General features: G+C 46.0%; 18 protein-coding genes and 6 tRNA genes. 23 read left to right on the plus strand and 1 reads right to left on the minus strand.

Annotated elements, in window-relative coordinates; translation table 11 throughout:
* The first annotated feature begins 12 nt into the window (after nucleotides 1–12).
* From secB to R2083_RS02615, 7 genes are all read left to right on the plus strand, one after another.
* The gene (gene secB, locus R2083_RS02585) at nucleotides 13–450 is read left to right on the plus strand and encodes a protein-export chaperone SecB (protein WP_317537402.1); all 438 of its coding nucleotides are present in this window, start codon (nucleotides 13–15) and stop codon (nucleotides 448–450) included.
* A gap of 31 nt (nucleotides 451–481) precedes the next feature.
* On the plus strand, nucleotides 482–964 hold the full coding sequence (locus R2083_RS02590; RefSeq protein ID WP_317529981.1) for an SH3 domain-containing protein: 483 nt from the start codon (nucleotides 482–484) through the stop codon (nucleotides 962–964).
* A complete protein-coding gene (locus R2083_RS02595) occupies nucleotides 961–1,953 on the plus strand; it encodes an NAD(P)H-dependent glycerol-3-phosphate dehydrogenase (RefSeq protein WP_317537403.1) in 993 nt (330 codons plus the stop codon). The genes R2083_RS02590 and R2083_RS02595 overlap by 4 nt, the downstream gene beginning before the upstream one ends.
* Nucleotides 1,954–2,190: 237 nt before the next feature.
* Nucleotides 2,191–2,463, plus strand: a complete 273-nt coding sequence (locus tag R2083_RS02600; RefSeq protein ID WP_090315671.1) for an HU family DNA-binding protein — start codon at nucleotides 2,191–2,193, stop codon at nucleotides 2,461–2,463.
* 15 nt (nucleotides 2,464–2,478) lie between these two features.
* Nucleotides 2,479–2,554, plus strand: a tRNA-Val gene (locus R2083_RS02605).
* A 19-nt stretch (nucleotides 2,555–2,573) separates the two neighbouring features.
* Nucleotides 2,574–2,650, plus strand: a tRNA-Asp gene (locus R2083_RS02610).
* Between the two features lie 78 nt (nucleotides 2,651–2,728).
* Nucleotides 2,729–4,612 (plus strand): SurA N-terminal domain-containing protein, encoded by a 1,884-nt coding sequence (locus R2083_RS02615; protein ID WP_317537404.1) that lies wholly within the window; start codon nucleotides 2,729–2,731, stop codon nucleotides 4,610–4,612.
* Nucleotides 4,613–4,648: 36 nt separating this feature from the next.
* On the opposite strand, the gene fabI is transcribed toward R2083_RS02615, so the two are convergent.
* Entirely contained in the window at nucleotides 4,649–5,434 is a 786-nt protein-coding gene (gene fabI, locus R2083_RS02620; protein WP_317537405.1) for an enoyl-ACP reductase FabI, read from the minus strand.
* A 138-nt stretch (nucleotides 5,435–5,572) separates the two neighbouring features.
* Here fabI and R2083_RS02625 point away from each other — a divergent pair, with 138 nt between their 5' ends.
* The 16 genes from R2083_RS02625 (at nucleotide 5,573) to R2083_RS02700 (ending at nucleotide 24,699) form a co-directional block, all read left to right on the plus strand.
* The gene (locus tag R2083_RS02625) at nucleotides 5,573–7,774 is read left to right on the plus strand and encodes an ABC transporter substrate-binding protein (RefSeq protein ID WP_317537406.1); all 2,202 of its coding nucleotides are present in this window, start codon (nucleotides 5,573–5,575) and stop codon (nucleotides 7,772–7,774) included.
* A gap of 5 nt (nucleotides 7,775–7,779) precedes the next feature.
* Nucleotides 7,780–8,757, plus strand: coding sequence for an ABC transporter permease (locus R2083_RS02630; RefSeq protein WP_317537407.1), 978 nt, complete (start codon nucleotides 7,780–7,782; stop codon nucleotides 8,755–8,757).
* 189 nt (nucleotides 8,758–8,946) lie between these two features.
* Nucleotides 8,947–9,031: transfer RNA gene (locus R2083_RS02635), tRNA-Tyr, on the plus strand.
* A gap of 84 nt (nucleotides 9,032–9,115) precedes the next feature.
* Nucleotides 9,116–9,189 (plus strand) — tRNA-Gly (locus tag R2083_RS02640).
* A gap of 46 nt (nucleotides 9,190–9,235) precedes the next feature.
* Nucleotides 9,236–9,310: transfer RNA gene (locus R2083_RS02645), tRNA-Thr, on the plus strand.
* 51 nt (nucleotides 9,311–9,361) lie between these two features.
* Complete coding sequence (gene tuf, locus R2083_RS02650) at nucleotides 9,362–10,552, plus strand: elongation factor Tu (protein WP_317529986.1); 1,191 nt, start codon at nucleotides 9,362–9,364, stop codon at nucleotides 10,550–10,552.
* Nucleotides 10,553–10,626: 74 nt separating this feature from the next.
* A tRNA-Trp gene (locus R2083_RS02655) sits at nucleotides 10,627–10,702 on the plus strand.
* Between the two features lie 146 nt (nucleotides 10,703–10,848).
* Nucleotides 10,849–11,193, plus strand: a complete 345-nt coding sequence (secE, locus tag R2083_RS02660; RefSeq protein ID WP_317529987.1) for a preprotein translocase subunit SecE — start codon at nucleotides 10,849–10,851, stop codon at nucleotides 11,191–11,193.
* Nucleotides 11,194–11,214: 21 nt separating this feature from the next.
* Nucleotides 11,215–11,748: a transcription termination/antitermination protein NusG gene (nusG, locus tag R2083_RS02665; RefSeq protein ID WP_090322718.1), complete on the plus strand. Its 534-nt coding sequence runs from the start codon at nucleotides 11,215–11,217 to the stop codon at nucleotides 11,746–11,748.
* A gap of 92 nt (nucleotides 11,749–11,840) precedes the next feature.
* Complete coding sequence (gene rplK, locus R2083_RS02670; RefSeq protein ID WP_132429245.1) at nucleotides 11,841–12,272, plus strand: 50S ribosomal protein L11; 432 nt, start codon at nucleotides 11,841–11,843, stop codon at nucleotides 12,270–12,272.
* A 1-nt stretch (nucleotide 12,273) separates the two neighbouring features.
* Nucleotides 12,274–12,966, plus strand: a complete 693-nt coding sequence (gene rplA, locus R2083_RS02675) for a 50S ribosomal protein L1 (protein ID WP_317529988.1) — start codon at nucleotides 12,274–12,276, stop codon at nucleotides 12,964–12,966.
* A gap of 294 nt (nucleotides 12,967–13,260) precedes the next feature.
* On the plus strand, nucleotides 13,261–13,776 hold the full coding sequence (gene rplJ, locus R2083_RS02680) for a 50S ribosomal protein L10 (protein WP_317529989.1): 516 nt from the start codon (nucleotides 13,261–13,263) through the stop codon (nucleotides 13,774–13,776).
* A 51-nt stretch (nucleotides 13,777–13,827) separates the two neighbouring features.
* Nucleotides 13,828–14,211 carry a 50S ribosomal protein L7/L12 gene (gene rplL, locus R2083_RS02685; RefSeq protein WP_317529990.1) on the plus strand — a complete coding sequence of 128 codons (384 nt, stop codon included), beginning with the start codon at nucleotides 13,828–13,830 and terminating at the stop codon, nucleotides 14,209–14,211.
* A 153-nt stretch (nucleotides 14,212–14,364) separates the two neighbouring features.
* Nucleotides 14,365–18,438, plus strand: coding sequence for a DNA-directed RNA polymerase subunit beta (rpoB, locus tag R2083_RS02690; RefSeq protein WP_317537408.1), 4,074 nt, complete (start codon nucleotides 14,365–14,367; stop codon nucleotides 18,436–18,438).
* Between the two features lie 98 nt (nucleotides 18,439–18,536).
* Nucleotides 18,537–22,739, plus strand: a complete 4,203-nt coding sequence (rpoC, locus tag R2083_RS02695; protein WP_317537409.1) for a DNA-directed RNA polymerase subunit beta' — start codon at nucleotides 18,537–18,539, stop codon at nucleotides 22,737–22,739.
* Between the two features lie 247 nt (nucleotides 22,740–22,986).
* Nucleotides 22,987–24,699: a multiheme c-type cytochrome gene (locus R2083_RS02700; protein ID WP_317529993.1), complete on the plus strand. Its 1,713-nt coding sequence runs from the start codon at nucleotides 22,987–22,989 to the stop codon at nucleotides 24,697–24,699.
* Nucleotides 24,700–24,716: the final 17 nt, after the last annotated feature.

Here is a 24,716-nt window from a genome sequence, read left to right on the forward strand (position 1 = left end):
GACAAGATCAATATGAGCGAGCAACAGCAACCGGTTTTTGCCATAGAAAAAATCTATGTGAAGGATTTATCCCTGGAAATTCCCAATGCACCGAATATCTTTCTGGAAAGAGATACGCCGGAAATTAACTTGCAGCTGGGAACCAAGAGTCAAGGAATCGGTGAAGGATTATATGAAGTATTATTAACTGCAACGGTGACGGCTAAGATAAAAGACAAGAACATGTTTTTGGTGGAAGCCCAGCAAGCGGGAATTTTCCGTATCCGGAATATACCGGCTGGAGAAATAGATCCGGTGTTGGGAATTGGTTGTCCCAATATTCTCTTTCCTTATTTGCGGGAAGTGGTGTCGGACGTTGTGACGCGCGCCGGATTTCCACCGGTAATTCTCAATCCGGTTAATTTTGAGGCCATTTATCAGCAGAAAAACGCGGAAACAAAACTGAATTAAAAGTAACCGCGTGCATGGAGATGAAAATCGCATGAAAAAAAGCTCACTGATTGATTCATGCTGGTTAAAAAATAAAGTAGGAATTTTTCTGACCGGTATTTTTTTGCAGTCTCCCGGTTATGCAGTCGCTGAAATGGAATTTTTTTCAATCGCCGACAGTGCCGTTGTCATGTATGACGCGCCATCGCTGAGAGCCGATAAACTGTTCGTGGCGGATCGTCATCTTCCCGTTGAAGTCGTGGTGGATGTCGATGGCTGGGCAAAAGTTCGCGACAGTAGTGGAAGTCTTGCTTGGGTTGAAAAGAAAGCGCTGAGTCAGCAGCGCTTTGTGGTGGTGACGGTGCCGTTAGCCAGTATCCACAAATCAGCCGATGCAAACTCGGAACTAGTGTTTCAGGCTGAGGAGAATCTTGTCTTGGAATGGTTGGACTCCGATAGCAAAGGCTGGGTCAAAGTGCGGCACTCTGGCGGTCAGACGGGCTATGTCAAAGTCAATCAGGTCTGGGGGTCATGAAAATTGCGGTACTGGGCGCGGGTGCATGGGGATCCGCCTTAGCGATTAACCTATCAACGCGCCATCAGATTCATCTATGGACAAAGGATCCGGATCATGCAACTGAGATGGATCGTCAACGAATTAATCAAGCTTTCCTACCGGGTCACTCATTGCCTGAATCCCTGAAGATTACTGCAACGCTGGATGAGGCGTTGGAAGGTGCCAATCTGGCGCTAATAGTTGTGCCTGTTGCCGGTTTGCGTGACACATTGCGGGCCATCGTTGCCAGTAAGATCAAGGTACCGGTCATTTGGGGATGCAAAGGGTTTGAATCGGAAACTACTTATCTGCCGCATCAAATTGCTACTGAAGAATTTTCCGGTCGATTACCGCCTTGCGGTGTATTATCCGGACCAAGTTTCGCGGAAGAAGTGGCTCAAGGTCTCCCAACAGCTTTGACACTGGCATCTGATGATATTGATTTCGCCAGTAAAATGGCCGCTGAGTTGCACAGTGCAAGGCTGCGTATTTATACCAGTGAGGATGTTGTCGGAGTGGAAACCGGGGGGGCGGTAAAAAATGTGATCACCATCGCAGCAGGCATTTCTGATGGCATCGGTTTTGGACATAATGCTAGGGCAGCACTGATTACACGAGGATTGTCAGAAACTATGCGATTGGGGCTTGGCTTGGGAGGGGATATGAAAACCTTCATGGGACTGGCTGGAGTTGGTGACTTGATTCTGACTAGTACGGGAGATTTATCCAGAAACAGACAAGTCGGATTGATGCTGGCTGAAGGAAAATCGCTGGCGGATATTTTAAATGCATTAGGGCATGTCGCCGAAGGTGTGCACACGGCGAAATCGGTTTTGCAATTAGGCAGGCAATTGAAGATTGAGATGCCCATTACTCAAGCGGTTTGCGATATTCTGCATGGCGTAGTATCCGCCAAGAAAGCAGTCGAAGTGTTGTTAAATCGCGAACAGAAGTCGGAAATTTATTAGCGTAGAATTTATCCAGAGAACTTCAAGTTGATTCTGCTTCTGGTGACTAGTTATTTGTTTTTATGAAATTTTATAACTGATGCAGTTGGTCACCCTCCTCTGAAACGGTTGATTTGCTTGATAAATGGTGTGGTGAGAGCACGCTAATTCGCTTGACCAGCCGTTAACAGCTTGATATAAGAGCGTCTGCAGTACTTGCTTGTGATTTAATTACCATTAACCAAGAAGGGGAATTATATGAACAAATCCGAACTCATCGAAGCTATCGCAAAATCGGCTAAAATTTCTAAAGCTTCTGCGGGCAGCGCATTGGATGGCGCATTAGCAGCAATAAAAGGGGCACTCAAAAAAAATGAAAGTGTTACTTTGGTCGGATTTGGGACTTTTAAAGTAGGCACAAGGGCTGCGCGTACAGGCCGTAATCCCCGTACGGGTGCTGCAATTAAAATCAAAGCAGCGAAGGTTCCTAAATTCAGTGCTGGTAAAGCGCTTAAAGATGCAGTAAACTAGCGCACTTTCTTGACCGGGTGCTTAGCTCAGCTGGTAGAGCGTCGCCCTTACAAGGCGAATGTCGGCGGTTCGATCCCGTCAGCACCCACCAGTCAAATTTGCTAGTTCTAGGAGTGGTAGTTCAGTTGGTTAGAATACCGGCCTGTCACGCCGGGGGTCGCGGGTTCGAGTCCCGTCCACTCCGCCAAATTAGGTTTATCAGCTTACGATAAGTAAAAAGTTATTTGATCGTCATTTCACTTTCTAGCATTCTCAGGTTCTAATTGTGTTTGATTTCGTCAACCGTAAAAAACGTGTCGTGCAAGTCTTTATGGGCTTGTTAATATTACCTTTCTTATTTTGGGGTGTTGAATCGTATCGTACGATGGGTGGCGAAGGTTATGTTGCGGTAGTGGATGGTGAAGAAATTCCACGGCGTGAATATGAGCAAGCATTACGTGATCATCATGAAAGAATGCGCGCGATGTTGGGTGCAAATTTCGATAGTGCGATGCTGGATACTTTTGAGGTAAGAAACTCGGTGCTGGAAAAACTCATTCAGCAGAGACTATTACATCGGGAAGCTGTTAGCAATGGTTTTACCGTACTCGATTCACAGCTAATCAAAACTCTCCGGGAAGCCCCCGCATTTCAAAAAGATGGTAATTTTTCCAAGCAGCAATACGAAGAATTGCTGCGCAATCAAGGGCTAACTCCGGCAGTATTTGAGTCGCGTGTGCGTCAGGAGCTTCTGCTTCAGCAATTGTTGGACGGTTACAGCGATAATGCATTTGCTCCCAAAGCAGTTGCTGAGAAAGTGCACTACCTCACTGAAGTTAAGCGCGAGATCAGTCAATCGCAGATCGCTCCTGAACAATTCCTATCGCAAGTGACACCGGAAGAATCCGACATTACCAGTTATTATGACAAGCATAGAGCTGACTTTGATTTGCCGGAACGTGCGCGAGTTGAATATTTGGTGTTATCGCTGGATGCAGTAGCAAAAAATGAAACAGTGAGTGACGAAGCGATTCATACTTATTTTTCCGAGCATCATAATGAGTTTGGTAAAGCCGAAGAACGCAAAGCCAGTCATGTTTTGATCAGTATTGCGGCTGATGCCACAGATGACGAGAAACGCGCAGCAAAAGAAAAAGCTGAAAGCATTCTGGAGAAAATTAAGCAAAATCCGGAGCAGTTCGCAGAAATTGCCAAGCAAGATTCAGATGATCCAGGTTCGGCAATGCGTGGTGGAGACCTCGGTTTTTTTGGTCGTGGTGTCATGGTTAAAGCCTTTGAAGATAAAATTTTTTCAATGCAACTGGACGAAGTGAGCGATATCGTGGAAACGAATTTTGGCTTCCATGTAATCAAGTTAACCGCTATCAAGGAAGAGAAACGTCCTGATCTGGAAGAAGTGCGGGAGCAGATTGCAAATAAGCTTAAATTAGAGATGGTGAGCAGTATTTTTGGGGAAATTGCTGAAGACTTCAGTAATATCGTTTATGAACAAGGCGATAGTCTGCAAGCTGCGGCAGAAAAGTTTGAACTATCCACACAAGAGAGTGATTGGATAACAAGAGATAAGGCAGAGCCATCCATTCTTGCAAATGAGAAACTGTTGTCAGCAATTTTCTCAGCGGATGTGATTTCAAACCACCGTAATACTGAAGCAATTGAAGTGAAACCCGACACATTTGTGTCAGCCCGCATTCTTGAGCATAAGCCAGCCACGACGCAATCGCTTGAGGTTGTTAGAGAGCAGATCGTGGGAAGGCTTAGAAAGCAAATGGCTGAAGCGAAAGCGGTGGAAGAAGGACAAGCAAAGCTCGTGCGCTTACAAGCTGGAGAAGAGGTAAGTGATGTCATCTGGGACGAAGCCAAGCAGATCTCTTATATGCAGCCGCAAGGACTGGATCATGAAACATTAAGAGTTGTTTTTAGAGCGAAGACTAGTGCTCTGCCAGTGTATACGGGAGCAGTCAATCCAAAAGGCGGATTTAATTTAGTGCGAATCAATAAGATCGTTGAATCCGAATCTGCCGATAAGACTAAACTGGATGGCTTTACCAAACAACTCCAGCAAATGATCACACAAGAAGAAGTCTCGTCATACTTAGCTGCACTCAGGCAGCGCTACGATGTAAAAGTTAAACAAGACAGCTTCTAGTTTCCTGAATTTGTTGCCCCCTCCTGTGTTTAATAGCTAATCGTTGAGATTAAACGCAACGGTGTTGAATCCTGCATCGACATAAGTTATTTCCCCGGTAACGCCACTAGCAAGATCGCTGCATAAGAAAGCGGCAACGTTGCCGACCTCATCCGTGGTTACATTGCGGCGTAATGGTGAGACCTTCTCAGTATAACCTAACAACTTTCCAAAATTTCCAATACCTGCTGCGGCTAATGTCTTGATTGGACCGGCGGAGATAGCGTTGACGCGGATACCTTTCGGGCCCAGGCTGGAAGCCATAAAACGGACATTTGCTTCAAGACTGGCTTTAGCCAGGCCCATGACGTTATAGTTCGGCATGACCCGGACAGCACCCAAGTAACTCAATGTCAGAAAAGCGCCGTTGCGGTTTTGCATTAACGGTAGTGCGGCTTTGGCAAGTGCAGAAAAACTATAGGCGCTGATGTCATGCGCGATACGGAAAGCCTCCCGATTGACGCTGTCCAGGTAATCGCCGGTTAATGCTTCGCGCGGCGCGAAAGCAATGGAATGCACAATACAATCGAGTGAATCCCAGTGCTTCTGTAAGTTCTCGAAACATGCAGCGATTTCATTGTCATTGGCGACATCGCAAGGAAATAACAGATTACTATCAAATTCTGCCGCCAGCTTTTCCACCCGGCCACGAACTTCTTCGCCCTGATAAGTGAAAGCCAGTGACGCGCCTTCTCGTTTCATAGCTTTTGCAATACCGTAAGCAATGGAGCGGTTGCTGAGCAGCCCGGTGATGAGAATGCGTTTATTTGCCAGAAACCCCATATAATTTCCTTGTAGAATTGAGTCAATTGTCAAATTATAGCCGATGGGTGGCATAAGATGGAATTGTGTGAAGGAAGATATATAAGATGGTTGCGTCATTTTTACTTAAAACATGGATTCCATCGAATCAAAATTGCAATGGATAAACGGATTCTCTTACCTGGATTGCTGATACTTTTGGCTTGGCTTACCGCATGCAGCGGGCATCAATGGAATAATCCCTATGCAGCGGAGGATGCGGGAAAAAACATTCTCTATACAGTATTCACAGAACGGCCTAAACATCTGGATCCGGTGCAATCCTATAGTTCAAACGAAATTCAATTCACTGCGCAAATCTATGAGCCTCCACTGCAATATCATTATTTAAAACGGCCATTCGTGTTGATTCCAGCAACAGCGGAAGAAATGCCCGTGGTGCAGTATTGGGATGTTCATGGTAATCAACTGCCGGGTGATGCGCTACCGGATGATATTGCCTATAGCGTGTATGAAATTACAATCAAAGCGGGAATACATTTTCAACCACACCCGGCATTTGCCCGCGATGCGCAAAGTCACTGGTTGTATCATGATCTAAACCGGCAGGAAATGGCGTCCGTGCGGAAACTTGCGGATTTTTCGCAAACCGGTACCAGGGAATTGGTGGCGGAAGATTATGTATATCAGATCAAGCGTTTAGCACATCCAAAATTGCATTCGCCGATTTACGGACTGATGGCTGATTATATTGCCGGACTCAGGGAATATGCCGATGTATTAAAGCAAGCCGATAAGGATCGGCCGGAAGAAAAAACATTCCTGGATTTAAGAGATTATCAATTGGAAGGCGTGCAAGTTGTAGATAGATATACTTACCGTATCACAATAAAAGGCAAGTATCCGCAATTTGTGTATTGGCTGGCGATGCCTTTTTTTGCTCCGATTCCGTGGGAGGCTGATCGTTTTTATTCGCAGCCAGGATTAAAACAAAAAAACATTACATTGGATTGGTATCCAGTTGGCACTGGCCCCTATATGCTGACCGAGAACAATCCAAATTCACGAATGGTATTGGAAAAGAATCCCAATTTTCATGATGAATACTATCCAGAACAAGGTATGCCGGGAGATGAGGAAAATGGACTTCTCATGGATGCCGGAAAGAAATTACCGTTCATTGATAAAATTATTTTCACCCGGGAAAAGGAAAGTATTCCGAGATGGAATAAATTCCTGCAAGGTTATTACGATGCTAGTGGTATTGGCTCGGATAGTTTTGATCAAGCTGTGCAGCTGGTAGGGCAGGGTGAGGCGACGGTGACCGAGGCGATGGCTGAACAGGGGATACGGTTGGAGACGGCGGTGGCGGCATCGACATACTACATGGGATTTAATATGCTCGATCCGGTCGTCGGTGGCAGAAATGCACGAGAGCGCGAATCGGCCAGAAAGCTGCGCCAAGCGATTTCGATCGCCGTGGATTACGAAGAGTTTATTTCGATTTTTGCCAATGGCCGTGGAATGCCGGCCCAAAGCCCTATTTCGCCAGGCATTGCAGGTTACCGAGAGGGTGAGGAAGGCATCAATCCGGTGGTGTACGATTGGGTAAACGGTGAGCCGCAGCGTAAGTCAATTCAAGCTGCAAAAGCATTGCTGGCTGAGGCGGGTTATCCGGATGGAATAGATCAACGAACCGGCGCGCCGCTCATTTTATATTTTGATGTCACTGCGCGTAGCGCTGAAGATAGATCCAGATTGGATTGGATGCGTAAGCAATTTCAGAAATTAAATATCCAGCTGGTCGTGAGAAGTACTGATTACAATCGCTTTCAAGACAAGATCCGCAAAGGGAATGCACAGATTTTTGAATGGGGCTGGAATGCCGACTATCCGGATGCGGAAAATTTTTTATTCTTATTGTATGGCCCGCAACGTAAAGTAGGAAATAGTGGCGAGAATGCAGCAAATTATCACAACGCGGAATATGATCGCCTATTTGAGCACATGAAAAATATGGAGGATGGGCCGCAGCGGCAACTGATTATTGACCGCATGGTTGAGATTCTACGCTTCGATGCGCCGTGGTTATGGGGGTATCATCCGAAGGATTATGGCTTGTACCACGATTGGTATCAGAATGTAAAATCCAACCGGATATCAAATAATAATCTGAAATATTTCAAAATCGATACTGCTTTGAGAACGAGCAAGCGCGCTGAATGGAATGAACCGGTTATATGGCCTGTCGTGTTGATTTTGGCTGTGCTGGCAGTCAGCTTTGTTCCCGCTGTGAATGCTTTTCGCCGTCACGAGAGCAGTACCGCAGTGCGTGCAGCTTCTTCTGACGTTACAGGATAAGTTAAATGCTGAGTTATATCATCAGGCGCATTTTTTATGCGATTCCGATCTTGATCGGAGTTAATCTCATTACATTCGTGTTGTTCTTTGTCGTGAATACACCCGATGACATGGCGCGGATGCAGCTTGGCATTAAGTATGTAACACCTGAAGCGATTGAAAAATGGAAGGCGGAGCGAGGTTATGATAAGCCGCTGTTATTCAATCAAGAAGCGGAAAATCTGAATAAATTGACCAATACGGTTTTTTTTGAGAAATCGGCATCCATGTTTATTTTTGATTTCGGCAAAGCGGATGATGGCCGGGATATTGCTCAGGAAATCAAGTCGCGCATGCTGCCAAGTCTGGCAATTGCTTTGCCGGTTTTTGTGTTGGGTTTGCTTGTGTATATTACTTTTGCGTTGCTGATGGTTTTTTTTCGTGCCACTTACATCGATTTCCTGGGTGTGGTTTTATGCGTGGCATTGATGTCAATTTCCAGCTTATTTTATATCATCGTCGGACAATTCTTGATCAGTAAACTTTGGCATTGGGTGCCAATATCCGGTTACGAAACCGGACTGGATGCTGCGAAATTTTTATTTTTACCGGTTATCATTGGCGTGATCAGTAGCGCGGGATCCAATATACGCTGGTATCGCACTATATTTCTGGAAGAGATGAACAAAGAATATGTGCGTACAGCCAGAGCCAAGGGACTATCCGAACGCATTGTGCTATTCCGGCATGTGCTTGGGAATGCGTTGATTCCAATTTTAACCGGTGCGGTTGTTGTGGTGCCTTTATTATTTCTCGGCAGTCTGCTGGTTGAATCGTTTTTTGGTATCCCTGGATTGGGCAGCTACACCATTGATGCGATTAATTCGCAGGATTTTGCGATTGTAAGGGCAATGGTTTTTCTAGGTTCTCTTTTATATATCGTAGGTTTGGTTCTGACTGATATATCGTACACATTGGTCGATCCAAGAATTCGCTTGGCCTAATGAGTTAAGAATGAAATTCACTATTTGTTTTCAAATTATGAAGTTTTGTGGCATCGAAACATGCACTAACCTCTGTAATGTGTTCTTGTCAAAAACTGTGGATGGTATTAATCCCTATCTATCTACAATTGCCCGTTAAAACTAGATTGACTTATGCGTGCAATATATTCATAATCGCCAGTTTCGTTCGGAGGGGTTCCCGAGCGGTCAAAGGGATCAGACTGTAAATCTGACGGCTCTGCCTTCGAAGGTTCGAATCCTTCCCCCTCCACCAATTTTGGAAATGCAGTAGAAGAGCAGGGCGATAGCTCCTGCTAATATGGGTTTAAGTTGTGCTTCTTGCAAGTAGCGAACTAGTGCGGGTGTAGCTCAATGGTAGAGCAGAAGCCTTCCAAGCTTACGATGAGGGTTCGATTCCCTTCACCCGCTCCAAATGGGAATTAGCAAGTAAAACGGTAAAGTAGAGTTGTTTATGCTTGCCCATGTAGCTCAGTGGTAGAGCACTCCCTTGGTAAGGGAGAGGTCGCCAGTTCAATCCTGGCCATGGGCTCCATAGGTTGTATGTAAAATTGTATGGTTAAAGCACGCAAAGGGGAAACAAGACATGGCAAAGAGTAAATTTGAGCGGTCGAAGCCACACGTAAATGTTGGTACGATAGGGCACGTGGATCATGGTAAGACGACGCTGACGGCGGCGATTACGACGATATTGACGAAGAAATTTGGCGGAGAAGCGAAGAGCTACGATCAGATTGACTCAGCACCCGAAGAGCGTGCGCGTGGGATTACCATTAATACGGCACACGTGGAATACGAAACGTCGAATCGTCATTATGCGCATGTGGACTGTCCTGGGCACGCGGATTATGTGAAAAACATGATCACGGGTGCGGCACAAATGGATGGAGCCATATTGGTAGTGTCGGCTGCCGATGGTCCAATGCCGCAAACACGAGAACATATCCTGCTGGCGCGCCAAGTAGGCGTTCCTTACATCATTGTGTATATGAATAAAGCAGATATGGTGGATGACGCCGAGCTCATAGAGCTGGTGGAAATGGAAATACGCGAACTATTATCCAAATATGACTTTCCGGGTGATGACACTCCGATTATTGTAGGCTCGGCGCTGAAAGCGCTGGAAGGCGATCAAAGCGATATCGGAGAGCCTTCTATATTAAAATTGGCGGAAGCGCTGGATAGTTACATACCACAACCGGAACGCGCAATCGACGGCGCATTTATCATGCCGGTAGAAGATGTTTTCTCGATTTCGGGCCGTGGAACGGTTGTAACGGGACGGGTTGAAAGAGGCATCATCAAAGTAGGTGAAGAGATAGAGATCGTAGGTCTTAAACCCACACTGAAGACAGTATGCACGGGCGTTGAAATGTTCCGTAAACTATTGGATCAAGGTCAAGCCGGTGATAATGTGGGAATACTGCTACGTGGCACGAAACGTGAAGAAGTAGAACGCGGACAAGTGCTGGCAAAACCGGGCAGCATATCGCCGCATACCAAATTTACAGCGGAAATATATGTATTAAGCAAGGAAGAGGGCGGAAGACATACCCCATTTTTCCCTGGTTATCGCCCACAGTTTTATTTCAGAACGACGGATGTTACGGGGGCGATTGAATTACCGGCGGGTACGGAAATGGTAATGCCCGGGGATAACGTATCGGTAACGGTCAATCTGATAGCACCGATTGCGATGGAAGATGGATTGCGATTTGCGATACGGGAAGGCGGGCGTACGGTTGGCGCAGGCGTCGTCGCAAAAATTATTGAGTAGATTGTTGTGATAATAAAAGCAGAATAGTAATTGTTTTTTTTTTGTGGTTTTAGCTTCAGATTATTTCAGTTAAAAGGCCAGTAGCTCAATTGGCAGAGCGTCGGTCTCCAAAACCGAAGGTTGGGGGTTCGATGCCCTCCTGGCCTGCCATTAACTGGATTGCTTTGATAATAATTAAGAGACTTTTAGCTAGTAAATAGCGGTTTTGATTGTGGCAATAAAATGAGCTAATTCAGCTTTATAGTGCAATCGAATGTTTTTACACAATCGCAAAGGAATAAAAGGATTCAATAGACGTGAATAAATTGAAGCTTGGACTTGTATTTGTATTTGTTATTGCTGGTGTGGCAGGTTTCATTTATTTAAGTGAGAGCGCCATGGTTGTGCGCATATTGTCTATCCTGGCAGGATTTTTGCTAGCGGCGGTCACTGCAAGATTTACAACTCAAGGTCAGGAATTTTATGTGTTTTGCAGAGAATCTTCTGAAGAAGCGAAGAAAGTAGTTTGGCCTAGCCGCAAGGAAACACTGCAAACATCCGGTGTGGTGTTTGCTTTTGTCATTGCCATGGCACTGTTTTTATGGTTGATTGATGCTGGGTTGATGTCACTTGTAAAAGTTATGATGAATCCGGATGCTTGATCACATCTCTCAGAGGAAAGAATGGGTATGAAATGGTATGTGGTTCACGCTTATTCGGGTTATGAGAAAAGTGTACAGCGCGCATTAAAGGATCGTATTGAGCGAGCTGGCATGCAAGATAAATTTGGTCAAATTCTAGTGCCGGTTGAAGAGGTGATAGAAATGAAAAGCGGCCAAAAAAATATCAGTGAGCGTAAATTTTTTCCGGGCTATGTGCTCGTAGAAATGGAGATGTCTGATGATTCATGGCATCTGGTTAAGAATACCGAGAAAGTGACGGGTTTTGTCGGTGGTTCCGCTATGAAGCCTACACCGATAAGTCAGAAGGAAGTCGATAATATACTCCATCAAATTCAAGAGGGTGTTGAGAAGCCAAAACCAAAAATTCTATTTGAAATTGGTGAAGCAGTCCGCGTTAAGGAAGGACCGTTTACAGATTTCCATGGCAATGTGGAAGATGTCAATTATGACAAAAGTAAACTCAGAGTCTCGGTTTCCATATTCGGACGTCCAACACCAGTTGAGTTGGACTTCAATCAAGTAGAGAAATCCTAGTAGGATAGTTAATTAAAGTTTTTTAGTTGTTTTTATTGTTTATAAACGGGGAGAACGCATAGTCGTTCGAACGTACCCATCAGGAGAATGTAGTGGCAAAGAAGATTATTGGCTATATTAAGTTGCAGGTGCCTGCCGGAAAAGCTAATCCAAGCCCACCTATTGGACCGGCGCTCGGTCAGCGGCAGTTAAATATTATGGAGTTCTGTAAAGCGTTTAACGCGGCTACCCAGAAATTGGAGCCGGGTTTGCCTGTTCCCGTAATTATTACTGCGTATGCTGATAAAAGTTTTACGTTTGTAATGAAAACAACTCCTGCATCGGTCTTAATCAAAAAGGCTGCAGGTGTTGGAAAAGGAAGTCCTAGGCCGCATTTAGACAAAGTAGGGAAATTAAGCCGTAGTCAAGCCGAAGAGATTGCCAAAACAAAAATGCCGGATTTGACAGCGGCAGATTTGGATGCTGCTGTACGTACGATTGCTGGAAGTGCAAGAAGTATGGGCATAGAAGTGGAGGGTATATAAGATGGCACGTTCATCGAAGCGCTACAATGCTATTGCAGGTAAAGTAGATCGAAATAAGACATATCAAATTGACGAAGCGTTGGGGCTCGTTAAAGAAGCTGCAACAGCAAAATTTGATGAATCTATTGATATTGCAGTGAACTTGGGTATTGATGCGAAGAAATCCGATCAAGCTGTGCGCGGCTCGGTAGTTTTGCCCGCAGGTACAGGAAAAACAGTGCGCGTTGCTGTATTTGCGCAAGGCGATAAAGCAAAAGAAGCGCAAGAAGCAGGAGCAGACATTGTTGGTTTTGATGACTTGGCTGCTGAAATTAAAGCTGGAAATATCAACTTTGATGTTGCTATTGCAAGTCCGGATGCGATGCGCGTCGTGGGTCAATTGGGTCAAATTCTGGGGCCACGCAGTTTAATGCCAAATCCAAAGGTAGGTACTGTGACTGCGGATATTGCCGGTGCGGTTAAGAATGCGAAAGCTGGGCAAGTACAATTTAGAGCAGACAAAACAGGCATCATTCATTGCACAATTGGCCGTGCGTCGTTTGGTGTGGATGCATTAAAACAAAATTTGAAAGCATTGATTGAAGCGCTGAATAAATCCAAACCGGCTTCGTCAAAAGGCATTTATCTGAGAAAAGTGTCCGTTTCAAGTACTATGGGCATTGGTATACGGGTAGATCAAACAAGCATAACGTAACAAAAGAACTTTGGGCCATCGAATACAATTTGTATTTGAGGATTATCAAAGACCGTTGGGGTGTGCTGAAAGTGAGTGAAATACTGACTGGATAACACTTAAACACTCGACTATGCAGAAGAAAGATTATTGAAATTTTTAGTTTCTTTTCTGCGATATCTTGAGAACCCAGCGTAGATGGTGAACCCAGACAGGAGTTTTTTTTCCTGGTTTAAGGTCACCAGTGTGTAGTGTTCGATGATGGGAAATTTATTCATGAGTCGAATGCTATTTTTAACTGATGGAGAGTGAACCTTGAGTCTTAATCTTGATGAGAAAAAAGCAATAGTAGCTGAAGTGAGCGCTCAAGTAGCTAACGCTCAAGCGATTATTATTGCAGAGTATCGAGGGATGGAAGTTGGTCAAATGACGCAACTGAGAGCGAAAACTCGCGAGTCAGGAGTTTATTTTCATGTCATAAAAAATTCATTGGTTCGCCGTGCTGTCGTAGATACGCCTTATGCAGAGTTAGCCAAGCATATGGTTGGTCCGCTTGCTTATGGCATCAGTACCGATCCGGTAGCAGCCGCGAAAGTGCTGCATGAGTTTTCTAGAGACAATGAAAAATTCGTAATCAAAGTTGGTGCAATCGGCTCACAAGTGATATCGCGTGATGAGATTACTGCACTCGCAGTATTGCCAAGTCGTGATGAATTGCTGGCAAAATTGTTGGGAACAATGCAGGCACCTATTGCCAAGTTTGTACAAACATTGAATGAAGTACCTGCTCGTTTTGTACGTGGCTTAGCCATGGTACGAGATAGCAAATAGCGTTCTTCAAGCTTCCTTAATACGTAAACAGAAAATAACCAGGAGAAAATAATGGCTGTAACAAAAGATGAAATATTAGAAGCAATTGCGAGCATGACCGTACTAGAATTATCGCAATTGATTAAAGAAATGGAAGAAAAATTCGGCGTATCTGCAGTTGCAACCGCTGCTGTTGCTGTTGCCGCACCGGGTGGTGGAGGTGCTGCTCCTGCTGCTGCGGAGCAAACTGAGTTCACCGTTATTCTCTCATCTGCTGGCGAAAGCAAAGTCAATGTGATCAAAGTGGTAAGAGCAGTAACCGGACTCGGTTTGAAAGAAGCAAAAGACTTGGTTGATGGTGCACCAAAACCAGTTAAAGAAGGTGTATCCAAAGAAGATGCTGCTGCAATTCAGAAACAGCTGGTAGAAGCTGGCGCTACATGCGAAGTTAAGTAATAAAAATTATAAATTTTCCAGGCTGGTAGGCTATTGTAGCCGCCAGCCTTTGATATTTTGACCATTTGATGTGTCATTTTGGGCATCTGAACAATTGATAGTTATCTGGCCTCAGTCCTTCAATCCTCTGTCTTCTTCTCTCGGAGAAAATTCATGAGCTATTCGTTCACAGAGAAAAAACGTATCCGCAAAAGTTTTGCCAAACGTGCGAGCGTATTGCCTATACCGTTTCTTCTTGCTACTCAGCTCGAATCATACGCAGCTTTTTTACAGGAAAATGTCGCGCCTAATAAGCGTCAAAACCAGGGATTACAAGCTGCCTTTAATTCAATATTCCCAATCGAGAGTCATACTAAAAATGCGCGTCTTGATTTTATCAGCTATGAACTCGGAGCGCCGGTATTCGATGTTAAGGAGTGTCAGCAACGCGGGCTAACCTATGCATCGCCACTACGTGCCAGAGTAAGACTGACGATTATGGATAAGGAAATATCCAAACCGACTGTCAAGGAAGTGAAGGAACAAGAAGTCTATATGGGTGAAATACCCCTAATGACCGATACCGGTTCTTTTGTCATCAATGGCACTGAGCGGGTGATTGTGTCACAGCTGCATCGTTCACCTGGCGTGTTTTTCGAGCATGATCGCGGCAAAACCCATTCTTCAGGAAAATTATTATTTTCTGCACGAATTATTCCTTATCGCGGATCGTGGCTGGATTTTGAGTTTGATCCGAAGGATTGTCTGTTTTTCAGGATTGATCGCCGCCGCAAGATGCCTGTGACAACTTTGTTAAAGGCAATCGGTTGCACTTCCGAACAGATACTGCAAGAGTTTTTCATTTTTGATTGCTTTCATTTCTCAGATAAAGGTATTCAATTTGAACTCGTGCCGGAACGCATGCGTGGCGAGGTAGCGAGTTTCGATATTACGACTAAAGGCAAAAAAGTCATTGTTCAAAAGGATAAGCGCATTACCGCTAAACACATACGCGAAATGCATGAGGCCAAAATCGATCAATTGGATGTGCCGGAAGATTTCTTGCTGGGACGGATACTGGCGCAGAATATTGTTGATAAGGAAACAGGCGAGGTTGTCGTCCTTGCCAACGACGAGATTACCGAAGATACATTGGCTAAAATTCGTAAAGCCAACATCAAAAAAATTCACACACTGTATGTAAACGATCTTAATTATGGCGCTTATATCTCACAAACGCTGAAGATCGATGAAACGACCGATGAAATGAATGCGCAGGTTGCGATCTACCGCATGATGCGCCCGGGTGAGCCGCCGACCGAGGAAGCTGTTAAGGCATTATTCGCCGGTTTATTCTATTCGCCCGAACGCTATGATTTATCCGTTGTCGGTCGAATGAAATTTAATCGCAGAGTGGGCAGAACCGAGTTGACCGGTGCGCAGACACTATCGAATGAAGATATTATCGCGGTTATTAAAATTCTGGTCGAGCTGCGCAATGGCCGCGGCGAGATCGATGATATCGATCATCTTGGTAATCGCCGTGTACGTGCGGTCGGTGAACTGGCGGAAAATCAATTCCGGTCGGGATTGGTGCGTGTTGAACGTGCGGTGAAAGAGCGTTTGAGTCAGGCAGAATCAGAGAACTTGATGCCGCACGATTTGATTAATGCGAAACCGGTTTCAGCTGCGGCTCGTGAGTTCTTTGGCTCCAGCCAATTATCGCAGTTCATGGATCAAACCAATCCGCTATCTGAAATTACCCATAAACGTCGTATCTCGGCTTTGGGGCCAGGTGGATTAACGCGGGAAAGAGCGGGTTTCGAAGTGCGTGACGTGCATCCGACGCATTATGGCCGGGTATGCCCGATTGAAACACCGGAAGGTCCGAATATCGGCCTGATCAATTCGCTGGCATTGTACGCGCGCACCAATGAGTATGGTTTTATCGAAACACCCTATAGCAAAGTGAAAGATTGCCGGGTGACGGAAGAGATAGATTACCTGTCCGCAATTGAAGAAGGTAATTATATGATTGCGCAGGCAAATGCTGAGCTTGATGAAAATCATCAGCTGATCAGCGATATCGTTTCCTGTCGCTACAAAAATGAGTTTGCATTATCGTCACCGGAACGTATTGAATACGTGGATGTGGCGCCGGCGCAGATTGTTTCCGTGGCTGCTTCGCTCATACCATTTTTAGAGCATGATGATGCGAACCGTGCGTTGATGGGATCGAACATGCAGCGTCAAGCCGTTCCATGCTTACGAGCTGAAAAACCATTTGTCGGTACAGGTATTGAACGCGTCGTGGCTGTGCATTCAGGAACTACTGTGAGAGCCAAGCGCGGCGGTATTGTAGATTATGTTGATGCCAGCCGGATAGTCGTACGGGTGCATGACGCGGAAACGCGTATGGGTGAAGTGGGTGTGGATATTTATAATCTGATCAAATACACCCGTTCAAACCAAAATACCAACATTAATCAGAGGCCTCTGGTTAAAGTTGGGGACAATATCAGTAAAGACGACGTGATTGCCGACGGCGCTTCGACCGATATGGGAGAGCTCGCGCTCGGACAGAATATGCTGGTCGCTTTTATGCCATGGAATGGTTATAACTTTGAAGACTCCATTCTGATATCCGAACGGATCGTTGCGGAAGATCGTTTTACCTCGATACACATTGAAGAACTTTCCGTTGTGAGCCGGGACACCAAGCTGGGTACGGAAGAGATAACGGCTGATATTCCCAATTTATCGGAGCACCAACTGGGCCGTCTCGATGAATCGGGCATTGTTTATATTGGCGCAGAAGTAGAAGCCGGTGATGTATTGGTTGGGAAAGTTACACCTAAAGGTGAAACGCAGCTGACACCGGAAGAAAAATTATTGCGTGCAATATTCGGTGAAAAAGCATCAGACGTAAAAGATACTTCGTTGCGGGTGCCATCGGGTATATCCGGAACCGTCATCGACGTGCAAGTGTTTACGCGAGAAGGAATTGAACGTGACAAACGCGCGCAAAAAATTATTGATGATGAGTTGGACCGTTATAAAAAAGATCTGGCCGATCAGTTGCGTATCGTGGAAGAAGATGCATTTCAACGTATTGAACGCTTGTTGATTGGTAAGATCGCAACTGGCGGTCCTCATAAGCTGGTCAAAGGGAAAGAGATCACGGCTGAATATTTGCATAGCTTTGATCCGCATTATTGGTTTGATATCCGTCTGGCCGATGAAGATGCGAGCATACAGCTGGAGCAAGTGCGCGAAAGTATGGCGCAAAAGCGCAAAGCGTTCGATGCGGCATTCGATGAGAAAAAGAAAAAACTCACACAGGGAGATGAACTGGCCCCCGGTGTGCAAAAAATGGTTAAGATTTATATCGCGATTAAACGGCGATTGCAACCAGGCGATAAGATGGCAGGGCGGCATGGTAATAAAGGCGTGATTTCGAAAATAGTACCGTTGGAAGACATGCCTTATATGGCGGATGGAACGCCAGTCGACGTCGTATTGAATCCGTTAGGTGTGCCTTCCCGGATGAACGTGGGGCAGATTCTTGAAGTTCATTTGGGTTGGGCAGCAAAAGGACTTGGCAGAAAAATCGACGAGATGTTGCAAGCTCAACAGAATGCGAATGAGATCAGGGAGTTTCTGAATAAGATTTACAACGGAAGCGGTAAAAAAGAAGATATTGCTTCGTTATCGGAAAGTGAAATCTTATCGTTAGCCGAAAATTTAATCGAAGGGGTTCCATTTGCAACGCCAGTATTTGACGGAGCAACCGAGCATGAAATTAAAGATATGCTAGAACTTGCTGGTTTACCGCAATCAGGACAAATTACCTTATACGATGGACGGACGGGAGAAGCTTTCGACCGGCCAGTCACGGTTGGCTATATGCATGTTCTGAAACTGCATCACTTGGTGGATGATAAGATGCATGCACGTTCAACTGGTCCTTATAGTTTGGTGACACAGCAACCATTGGGCGGTAAAGCGCAATTTGGCGGACAACGTTTTGGTGAGATGGAGGTCTGGGCGCTGGAGGCGTATGGCGCAGCCTACACCTTACAGGAAATGTTGACTGTGAAATCCGATGACGTGACCGGGCGTACTAAAGTATATGAAAGTATTGTGAAGGGTGATCATAAGATTGATGCTGGCATGCCGGAATCATTTAATGTACTGGTAAAAGAAATACGTTCATTGGGAATGGATATCGATTTAGAACAAAATTGATATTCATGGGCTTGAATGATAGAACGCGATTCTATTCTGCCATTCATACTTTAGATTTATACAATTTTTTATTGCCCCCTGATTGACAGGAGTGACAAATGAAAGCACTGCTAGATTTATTTAAACAAGTTACTCATAAAGAAGAGTTCGATGCCATCAAGATTGGCCTTGCATCTCCTGAGAAAATACGCTCATGGTCGTATGGTGAAGTAAAAAAACCGGAAACGATTAATTACCGTACTTTCAAACCAGAAAGAGACGGTTTGTTCTGCGCTAAAATTTTTGGGCCAGTAAAGGATTACGAGTGCTTGTGCGGCAAGTACAAACGTCTGAAGCACCGTGGCGTTATTTGTGAAAAGTGTGGTGTTGAAGTTACTTTATCCAAAGTGCGTCGTGAAAGGATGGGGCATATCGAACTTGCTTCTCCAGTTTCGCATATCTGGTTTCTCAAATCGCTACCGTCTCGTCTGGGCATGGTACTGGACATGACCTTACGTGATATTGAGCGGGTGCTTTATTTTGAAGCTTACGTGGTTACCGATCCCGGGATGACGCCACTAACGCGTTGCCAGCTGTTGACTGAAGATGATTATTTAATCAAAACAGAAGAGTATGGCGATGATTTTAGTGCCAGTATGGGTGCGGAAGGTATTCGCGATTTATTGGGTAACCTGGACATCACCGCAGAGATAGAAATTCTGCGGCGTGAAATGGAAAGTACGGGATCCGAAACAAAAATCAAGAAAATCTCTAAGCGCCTCAAACTACTCGAAGCATTCAATAAGTCCGGTATTAAACCGCAATGGATGATATTGACGGTGCTACCGGTATTGCCGCCGGATCTTCGTCCGTTGGTGCCGTTAGATGGCGGACGTTTTGCAACCTCTGATTTGAATGATCTGTACCGGCGTGTCATCAATCGTAATAACCGCTTAAAGCGTTTGCTGGAACTGAAAGCTCCGGAGATTATCGTTCGTAACGAAAAGCGGATGCTGCAAGAAGCGGTTGATTCGTTACTGGATAATGGCCGCCGCGGTAAAGCGATGACGGGTGCGAATAAACGTGCGCTCAAGTCCTTGGCCGATATGATCAAGGGTAAAGGCGGGCGCTTCCGTCAGAATCTGTTGGGCAAACGTGTGGATTATTCCGGACGTTCAGTGATTGTGGTTGGACCACAGCTTAAGCTGCATCAATGCGGATTACCGAAAAAGATGGCCCTCGAGCTGTTTAAACCATTTATTTTCAATAAACTGGAGATAATGGGAATTGCAAGCACTATAAAAGCTGCTAAGCGCGAGGTTGAAAATGAAAGCCCAGTAGTCTGGGATATATTGGAAGATGTCATTCGCGAACACCCGGTCATGCTGAACCGTGCGCCAACGCTGCATCGATTGGGTATTCAGGCGTTTGAACCGGTACTGGTTGAAGGTAAGGCAATTCAATTGCATCCGCTGGTATGCGCAGCTTTTAACGCTGACTTTGACGGTGATCAAATGGCTGTCCATGTGCCGCTCTCGTTAGAAGCGCAGATGGAATGCCGTACGTTGATGATGTCAACCAATAATGTATTGTCACCCGCCAATGGTGAACCGATTATTGTACCGTCGCAGGATATTGTGCTCGGGCTTTACTATACAACGCGGGAAAAGGTAGGGGCGCGGGGTGAGGGCATGATATTTCAGAATGTGGGCGAGGTTTCGCGCGCTTATGAAACCCGTAATGTCGAGTTAAATGCCAAAATCACAGTGAGAATCAAGGAGTATGAAACTAACGCCGATGGCGAGCGCTGTGAAAAGATTACTCGCTATGAGACAACTGTGGGAAGAACTTTATTATTTGAGATTTTCCCGCCGAGCTTACCTTTCTCACTATTGAACAAAACTCTCAAAAAGAAAGAGATTTCAAAGCTCATCAATGCGAGCTTTAGACGTTGCGGATTACGCGAGACGGTTATCTTTGCAGATAAACTGATGTATTCGGGCTTCACATATGCGACACGCGCGGGGATATCAATTTGCGCGGATGATATGCTGATACCGACGCAGAAGGGCGATATCATTGCGGCAGCGGAAAAAGAAGTGAAAGAAATTGAAGGTCAATATACTTCAGGTCTGGTGACGCAAGGTGAACGCTATAACAAAGTAGTCGATATCTGGGGGCGCACCGGCGATCAGGTTGCTAAGGCGATGATGAATCAACTCGGCGTGGAAGTAGTGCAAGATCCAGCTACGGGTAAAGACAAATTGGGTGAAGATGGTAAGCCATTGGTGCAAGAATCATTCAATTCGATCTATATGATGGCGGATTCCGGTGCACGCGGTTCGGCAGCACAAATACGGCAGCTCTCGGGTATGCGTGGACTGATGGCGAAACCGGATGGATCGATCATTGAAACCCCGATTACCGCTAATTTCCGTGAAGGATTGAACGTTTTGCAGTACTTCATTTCGACGCATGGTGCTCGTAAAGGTTTGGCGGATACCGCATTAAAAACTGCAAACTCGGGTTATTTGACACGGCGCTTGGTTGACGTTACGCAAGATCTTGTAGTTACAGAAGAAGATTGCGGCACCGGTAACGGTGTGGTGATGAAGGCACTGGTGGAAGGCGGTGAGATTATTGAAGCACTCCGCGAGCGGATTCTTGGTAGAGTTGTGGCAAACGATTTAATTAATCCGGAAAATCAGGAAGTCGTATTTGCTTCGGGCGCATTATTGGATGAAGATGCTGTTGATTTAATCGAATCCTTGGGTATTGATGAAGTTAAAGTGCGCACGCCATTAACTTGTGAGACCCGGTACGGATTATGCGCTAAATGTTATGGCCGGGATTTGGGGCGTGGCACACCGGTCAACGTGGGCGAAGCCGTCGGTGTCATCGCCGCGCAATCGATTGGCGAACCAGGCACGCAATTGACAATGCGTACTTTCCATATCGGTGGTGCAGCATCCAGAACGGCCGTCGTCAGTCAAGTTGAGAGTAAATCAAGTGGTGTAGTGCATTACTCTTCTACAATGCGTTACGTGACGAATGCGCAAAATGAATTAATCGCCATCTCGCGCAGTGGTGAAATCATCATTCAAGATGAAAATGGCCGTGAGCGTGAAAGACATAAAGCATCGTATGGTGCGACATTGATGGTACGAAACGGCGAGGCGGTAAAAGCCGGTCAAATATTGACCACGTGGGATCCGCATACACGGCCAATTATCACAGAATATACCGGTAAAGTACGATTTGAGAATGTCGAAGAGGGTGTAACGGTTGCCAAACAGATCGATGAAGTGACCGGATTGTCGACATTGGTGGTCATTGATCCGAAACGACGTGGTGTTTCGCAGTCGAAAGGTTTGCGTCCATTGGTTAAATTCCTGGATGATGATGGTAATGAAATTAAGATGGTTGGCAGCAATCAGTCGGTGAGCATTACTTTCCAGATCGGTTGTATTATTACAGTACGTGACGGACAGCAGGTGAGTGTTGGCGAAGTGTTGGCAAGAATACCCCAGGAAACATCGAAAACGCGTGATATTACCGGTGGCTTGCCGCGTGTGGCTGAGCTGTTTGAAGCACGATCACCCAAAGATGCCGGCATGTTAGCTGAGGTAACAGGCATCGTGTCGTTCGGAAAAGATACTAAAGGTAAGCAGCGGCTTGTCATTACCGATCTAGAAGGCACCGTTCATGAATATCTAATTCCCAAAGATAAGCATGTTATGGCGCATGATGGGCAAGTTGTTAACAAAGGGGAAATTATCGTTGACGGTCCGGCTGATCCTCGTGACATATTGCGTTTACAGGGTGTTGAAGCACTGGCACGTTATATCACCGATGAAGTTCAGGACGTATACCGGTTGCAAGGCGTTAGGATAAATGACAAGCATATTGAAGTTATTGTGCGTCAGATGTTAAGACGAGTGCAAATTACTAATGCGGGTGATTCGACGTTTATTACCGGTGAGCAAGTCGAGCGTGCCGATCTGTTGATAGAGAATGAGCGGCTGATTGCTGAGAAAAAAATGCCTGCTACGTATGAATTCCAGTTGCTTGGTATTACAAAAGCATCATTGTCTACCGACTCATTCATTTCAGCGGCATCTTTCCAAGAGACAACGCGCGTGTTGACTGAAGCTGCCATCATGGGCAAAAAAGATGATTTACGTGGCTTGAAGGAAAATGTGATCGTAGGAAGGCTAGTTCCAGCGGGGACGGGACTGTCTTTCCATAGCAAACGCAAGAATCAAGGAAGAATATCCGATTTAGGTTTGGAATCAAGCATTTCAATCGATAGCACAGTCTAGAAAATAGAAATTTAATAATCGATCATCTACAGTCCCCTTGACAGTGGTGAGGTGACTAAGTAGTCTAGAAGATGCTTACTGCCTGTGGGATGAGGAATTGTATGGGCAGAGGGAATGGATAGATAAAGGAAGTAAAAGCTCTGGATACTGGGTATATGAAGGGTATTCATGGTGGAAGAGAACAAGAAGAAGAGCAAAGTAAAGAAGAGGCAAGGAAGAAACTTATGGAAAACCAAAGGAGAGAGAGATGAAAGGCAAGCTATGGCCGAGGATAGTAGCGGTACTGTTAGGAGGGATGCTGATAGGAGCGGCCCAGGCTGACATACCGAGCGTACCGAACGAACTGTATGAAGCGTTGAAACTGGACCGTACGAAAGTAACGCCGAAGGAACTGCACGAAGCGCTGGTTAAGCGCTACAAAGATCCTGCGCAAGGAGCGGGACGCGGCACACTGGCGCAATACTGGGAACCGATCCCGTACGGAATTTACCTGGATCCGGCGACATTTTACAAATCACCGACCACGAACAAAGAAGTAGCAAGCCGTAAAGAATGCGTGGAATGCCACACCGACGAATCACCGGTATGGGTACAAGCATGGAAGAGAAGCAGCCATGCGAACCTGGACAAAGTGCGCAACCTGAAACCGGGCGAACCTACTTTTTACAAGAAAGCCAAACTGGAAGAAGTCGAAAAGAACCTTCGCTCGATGGGCAGACTGGCTGAAGGCGAGAACCTGAAAGAAGTTGGCTGTATCGACTGTCACGTAGACATTGGTGCGAAGAAAAAAGCCGACCACACCAAAGACATCAGAATGCCGACGGCCGATGTATGCGGCACCTGTCACTTGGCAGAATTTGCGGAACGTGAATCGGAACGCGACACGATGATCTGGCCGCACGACCAATGGCCGGATGGACGCCCATCGCACGCACTGGACTACAAAGCCAACGTAGAAACTACCGTATGGGCAGCGATGCCACAACGTGAAGTAGCCGAAGGCTGCTCAATGTGCCACACCAACCAAAACAAATGTGACTCATGCCACACCCGTCACGAATTCTCAGCAGCGGAATCCCGCAGACCGGAAGCCTGCGCAACCTGTCACAGCGGCGTAGACCACAACAACTGGGAAGCGTACTCCATGTCCAAGCACGGCAAAATTGTCGGCATGCTGGGCAACCAATGGAACTGGGAAGCACCGTTAAAAGACGCCTATGCAGTAGGCGGACAAAGCGCACCAACCTGCGCCGGCTGCCACATGGAATACGAAGGCGAATATAGCCACAACATGGTCAGAAAAATCCGCTGGGCGAACTACCCGTTTGTTCCTGGAATTGCGGAAAACATCAAAAGTGAATGGTCGGAAAAACGTCTGGACTCATGGGTAGTCACTTGTACCCAATGCCACTCGGAACGTTTTGCCCGCTCCTACCTCGATCTGATGGACAAAGGCACATTGGAAGGACTGGCTAAATACCAAGAAGCCAATGCAGTCGTACATCAACTGTACAAAGAAGGCCTGCTGACCGGTCAAAAAACCAACCGTCCTGCACCACCTGCACCGGAAAAAGAAGGCTACGCCTACTTTGCCCAACTGTTCTGGTCGAAAGGCAACAGCCCTGCAGCCATCGAACTGAAAGTGCTGGAAATGCATGAAAACGACCTGGCCAAGATGCACGTAGGCCTAGCGCACGTTAACCCAGGCGGCTGGACCTACACCGAAGGCTGGGGTCCGATCAACCGCGCTTATGTTGAGATTCAAGACGAAAACACCCGCATCCGTGAAATGGTTGCACTGCAAGAACGTGTTAAAAATCTTGAAACCAAGAAAACCAGCCTACTCGACTTAGACGGCACAGCAGAGAAAATCTCTCTGGGCGGTTTAGGCGGTGGCATGCTGCTAGCCGGAACACTGGCACTGGCAGGCTGGCGCAAACGTAAACAAAGCGAAGCTTGATAAGCGCTAACGCAGAA

Source organism: Nitrosomonas sp. Is35, assembly GCF_033063295.1.
Taxonomy (GTDB): Bacteria; Pseudomonadota; Gammaproteobacteria; order Burkholderiales; family Nitrosomonadaceae; genus Nitrosomonas.

Excerpts from the sequence above, each read along its gene's own strand:
- secB (WP_317537402.1), top strand. The coding sequence starts at position 13 with ATGAGCGAGCAACAGCAACCGGTTTTTGCCATAGAAAAAATCTATGTG.
- R2083_RS02590 (WP_317529981.1), top strand. The coding sequence starts at position 482 with ATGAAAAAAAGCTCACTGATTGATTCATGCTGGTTAAAAAATAAAGTA.
- R2083_RS02595 (WP_317537403.1), top strand. The coding sequence starts at position 961 with ATGAAAATTGCGGTACTGGGCGCGGGTGCATGGGGATCCGCCTTAGCG.
- R2083_RS02600 (WP_090315671.1), top strand. The coding sequence starts at position 2,191 with ATGAACAAATCCGAACTCATCGAAGCTATCGCAAAATCGGCTAAAATT.
- fabI (WP_317537405.1), bottom strand. The coding sequence starts at position 5,434 with ATGGGGTTTCTGGCAAATAAACGCATTCTCATCACCGGGCTGCTCAGC.
- R2083_RS02625 (WP_317537406.1), top strand. The coding sequence starts at position 5,573 with ATGGATAAACGGATTCTCTTACCTGGATTGCTGATACTTTTGGCTTGG.
- R2083_RS02630 (WP_317537407.1), top strand. The coding sequence starts at position 7,780 with ATGCTGAGTTATATCATCAGGCGCATTTTTTATGCGATTCCGATCTTG.
- tuf (WP_317529986.1), top strand. The coding sequence starts at position 9,362 with ATGGCAAAGAGTAAATTTGAGCGGTCGAAGCCACACGTAAATGTTGGT.
- nusG (WP_090322718.1), top strand. The coding sequence starts at position 11,215 with ATGGGTATGAAATGGTATGTGGTTCACGCTTATTCGGGTTATGAGAAA.
- rplA (WP_317529988.1), top strand. The coding sequence starts at position 12,274 with ATGGCACGTTCATCGAAGCGCTACAATGCTATTGCAGGTAAAGTAGAT.
- rplL (WP_317529990.1), top strand. The coding sequence starts at position 13,828 with ATGGCTGTAACAAAAGATGAAATATTAGAAGCAATTGCGAGCATGACC.
- rpoB (WP_317537408.1), top strand. The coding sequence starts at position 14,365 with ATGAGCTATTCGTTCACAGAGAAAAAACGTATCCGCAAAAGTTTTGCC.
- rpoC (WP_317537409.1), top strand. The coding sequence starts at position 18,537 with ATGAAAGCACTGCTAGATTTATTTAAACAAGTTACTCATAAAGAAGAG.
- R2083_RS02700 (WP_317529993.1), top strand. The coding sequence starts at position 22,987 with ATGAAAGGCAAGCTATGGCCGAGGATAGTAGCGGTACTGTTAGGAGGG.